Source organism: Streptomyces sp. NPDC058664, from assembly GCF_042716635.1.
Classification (GTDB): Bacteria; Actinomycetota; Actinomycetes; order Streptomycetales; family Streptomycetaceae; genus Streptomyces.
Genome location: NZ_JBHXRW010000154.1, coordinates 1 through 3,647, shown reverse-complemented (window position 1 = coordinate 3,647; position 3,647 = coordinate 1). Strand labels below are relative to the sequence as shown.

Below are 3,647 nucleotides of genomic sequence, written 5' to 3'. Positions count from 1 at the left end.
TCCGTATGCTCATCAGACGATCGGCGAACCGGTACCGCTGGGACAACCGGCCCACCACCCGACGCCTCAAGTGATCCATTTGCCGGTCGGTCTTAGTGTCGGTGGGTGGGTGTCAGTGAGGGCTTGTCAGGCCAGGGTGTTTCCGCTGTTCAGGTGCTGAAGGCGGGTGTGGTCGCTGACATGGGATAGTGCATGCGAGGAGCACGGCTGCCATGGGGCGGTACACCCCGCTCCGCTCTACCGTCTCGGAAATGGTACTTCTGAGCCCATTCCCACATCCTCAATGCCACCCCGCCCCGGCATCGTGAGGGCAGTTGTACGCTCGTCTGCGGGCCGTGAGCGGCCACAGCGAGGTCTTTTTCTCGCCTGCCCGCCCACTCCCGGTAGGTAAACCTGCGGCAAAGACCGTACGGCCCGGCTTCCTCCGGGCCGGCGGGCAGCCTCGCTTGGCACGCCGCGCCCATGCCGTACAGGACACCTGAGTCACCCACGAATTGCCCGGGCTTCCGCAAGAACAGCGCGCGCCTGATGCGTACGAACCTGGCCGGTCACTCTCTCCATCGCCTCGTGCGGCACGAGACGATTCCCCTGAACACAAGAGACGAGGCCACTGCCGTGAGATGACATCTACCTCTGATCTTGCGCAGTGCTCCGCCTTCCGGGGCTCTGCTGAGGAATGCGTGATTCGAGTAGGGCTGGGTTGTTGGTCCTCCACGATTGTTGTGGTCGTGGGCGGGAGGGCCGGGAGAGATGTCGCTGAAGCCACGGGCTGATCATGGGGTGCCGGAGTTGACGGCCTGGGTGGTGCGGGCAGCGTTCCCGAAGGGGGCGATGGCGGTGCGGATCCGGGAGGCGTTGGACCCGCTGTTTGAGGACGAGGCGTTCGCCGGGGTGTTCGCCCTCCGGGGACGTCCGGCTGTCTCGCGGGGGCGTTGGCTTTGGTGTCGGTGTTGCAGTATGCGGAGGGGCTGGCCGACCGGCAGGCCGCTGACCAGGTGCGGGCCCGGATTGACTGGGAGTTCCTGCTCGGCCTGGAGCTGGACGATCCCGGGTTCGATGCCTCCGTGCTGAGCCTGTTCCGTTCCCGTCTCATCGAGCACGGACTCGAATGCCCGTTATGGGATCAAGCGCGGCTCGGGCTGGACCGGCTACAAGGCGCATCTGACCGAGACCTGTGAGCCGGACGTACCGCACGTGATCACGCAGGTGGCCACCACCGACGCCGTGGTGGCCGACACGGAGATGACCGAACCGGTCCACCAGACGCTCACGGAACGGGAGTTGCTGCCGGACGTGCACGTCGTGGATGCCGGCTACACCACTGCTGCCCTGTTTCTGTCCGCGACCAAGCGGGGTATGGAACTGCTCGGCCCAGCCCCGCACGACAGCAAACGCCAGTCCCGAGAGAATCAGGGCTTCTCCCGCGTCGACTTCACCATCGACTGGGACAACGAGAGCGCCATCTGCCCGGCAGGGCACCGAAGTTTCGAGTGGAGGGAACAGAAACACCACCGCAACGGCACTGCGGTCCTCAAGGTGTTCTTCTCCGCCGAGCACTGCCGCCCCTGCCCGAAGTAGACGCCGCGCACCAAGCCCCCGTCCGGCCGCCGGGGCAGGGCATCACCTTCCTGCCGCGTGAGCGCTACGAGGCCCTCGAAGCCGTCCGCCAGGCCCAGGAGACCGACAACTGCAAGGACCGCTAAGCGATCCGGGCCGGAGTCGAAGGCACGATCTCTCAGGCGGTACGCGTCACCGGCCTGCGCCGCACCCGCTACCTGCCCACCACCGGCCTCGGCCACGCCTTCGCCGCCACCACACTCAACCTCATCCGCATCGACCGATGGCTGACCGGCACCCCACTCGGTGGCACCCGCACCTCCCGCCTCGAAGCCCTGATGCTCGCGGCCTGACCACCCGAACCACGCATTCCTCAGCAGAGTCCTTCGGGGCGGGGGTGAAGCGCATCCTTGGCCCGGAGCCGCGAAGCGGCGGAGGTCGCTGCGGCTTGGGATGAGGGTCAGATGGGCCGCTTGTGGTTCTCGATGTACTGCTTGACCACGGTCAGCGGTGCGCCGCCGCAGGACCCGGCGAAGTAGGAGCCGGACCAGAAGTGTCTGCTCCGTCCGTGCTGTCTACGGTGACCGTGGTCATGGATGCGGCTGGCCGGTACGTCGCCTCCTTCGTGGTCGAGACCGGCACGGATGACGCGCTGCCCCAGGCCGCCGGTCAGGTCGGCATCGACCTGGGCCTGACGCACGTGTCGATCCTCTCGGACGGCACGAAGATCGAATCCCCGCACTTCCTGCGCCGGGCCGAGGAGAAGCTGAAGCGGCAACAGCGCCGCCTGTTCCGCACAACCAAGAACAGCAACAACCGCACGAAGGCCCGCGTCAAGGTCGCCCGCGCTCACGCACGGGTCGCCGACGCACGGCGCGAGTTCCTTTCCCAAGCTCTCAACTTCGTTCGAGCAGGGGAGACCCATTCCCGCTCTCAACGAAGCTCATCGGTGAGAGCCAAGCGGTTGCCGTTGAGGACCTGGCGGTCAGGGCACTCGCCCGCACGCGCAGGGCCAAGTCCGTCCACGACGCCGGGTGGTCGGCGTTCGTCACGATGCTGGAGTACAAGGCTGCCCGGTACGGGCGCACCCTCGTACGCGTCGGCCGGTTCCAGCCGACTTCTCAGGTGTGCTCGCAGTGTGGTGTCAAGGACGGCCCCAAGCCCCTCAGCGTCCGCGTGTGGGTGCGCGGGGCGTGCGAGTCCCTTGATCGGGACATCAACGCGGCGGTCAGCGTCGCCAAGGCTGCAGGGCTTGCGGTATCAGCCTGTCGAGCGCGGGTAAGACGGGGACCTGTCCCGGCACAGCGCGAAGAAGCAGGAACCCACCCGAAAGCGAGCCGGACACCCGGCAGCCAGGCGGGAATCTCCCTCCCTTAGAGCGGAGAGGATGTCAAAGCAGGCACAACTGTTACAGGGCGGCGCATATGGTCTTCACGAGGACAGTTCTGCGCCTGAGAGCCTTTCGGATTAACCCGTTTGGCGAGCGTGGGTCCGTGTATACCTGGCCTGGGTGTGCGGCATGCTGGAGCCCGGCAGGACGGTACGTGTATCACGTGCGGTCGGGAGAGGGCGGGAAGTGATGGCAGCAGCAGCGGCAGGTTTTCCGGCGCTTGTCACTATGCGCTGTCATGGGTGCGGCAGGATGGTCACCGCACGCCCCTCCGGTAACACCGTTCGCTGCCCGGTGCAGCGGGGTGGCTGCGGGACTTCTGTCACTGTGCCGGTCCGCTCTGCCTGCCCGCCGGTCACACTCACCTGCTGCGCCTGTGACCACACATGGGCGACCCGGGCTAGGACCGGCAACACCGTCCGCTGCCCCGCCTGCCTCCACCCCCAGCGCATTTCCTCCACCGCCCGCGCCCAGCAGACGCCCGCCCGGCCCGGCCCTGCCGCAGCACCATCGCCCCGGTCCACCCGGCGGGCCGCCCAGGCCGATAGCCAAGACAACGAAGACCATGAAGACCACGAAGACGACGGAGAGCATGAAAGCGAGGACGATGAGGGCGCGAAACGCCAGGAGGCCGTCCTCCTGGTTCTGGGCGGTCTACGCCGCATGCCCCCTCCCGGTGCTTCAGCGGTGTGCGGGGACG

General features: G+C 67.0%; 2 protein-coding genes and 2 pseudogenes. 3 read left to right on the top strand and 1 reads right to left on the bottom strand.

Translation table 11 applies throughout. The features are described 5' to 3' along the window. Nucleotides 1–941: 941 nt before the first annotated feature. Nucleotides 942–1,178, top strand: coding sequence for a transposase (locus tag ACFWUY_RS40845; RefSeq protein ID WP_384121900.1), 237 nt, complete (start codon nucleotides 942–944; stop codon nucleotides 1,176–1,178). After that, nucleotides 1,123–1,578 (top strand): transposase, encoded by a 456-nt coding sequence (locus ACFWUY_RS40840; protein ID WP_384121902.1) that lies wholly within the window; start codon nucleotides 1,123–1,125, stop codon nucleotides 1,576–1,578. Before ACFWUY_RS40845 ends, ACFWUY_RS40840 begins: the two co-directional genes overlap by 56 nt. 439 nt (nucleotides 1,579–2,017) lie before the next feature. Here the strand turns inward: ACFWUY_RS40840 and ACFWUY_RS40835 are convergent. Beyond that, nucleotides 2,018–2,107: pseudogene (locus ACFWUY_RS40835) on the bottom strand (transposase); the annotation flags it as partial. 12 nt (nucleotides 2,108–2,119) lie between these two features. Here ACFWUY_RS40835 and ACFWUY_RS40830 point away from each other — a divergent pair. Further along, nucleotides 2,120–2,934: pseudogene (locus ACFWUY_RS40830) on the top strand (RNA-guided endonuclease InsQ/TnpB family protein); the annotation flags it as partial. Nucleotides 2,935–3,647: the final 713 nt, after the last annotated feature.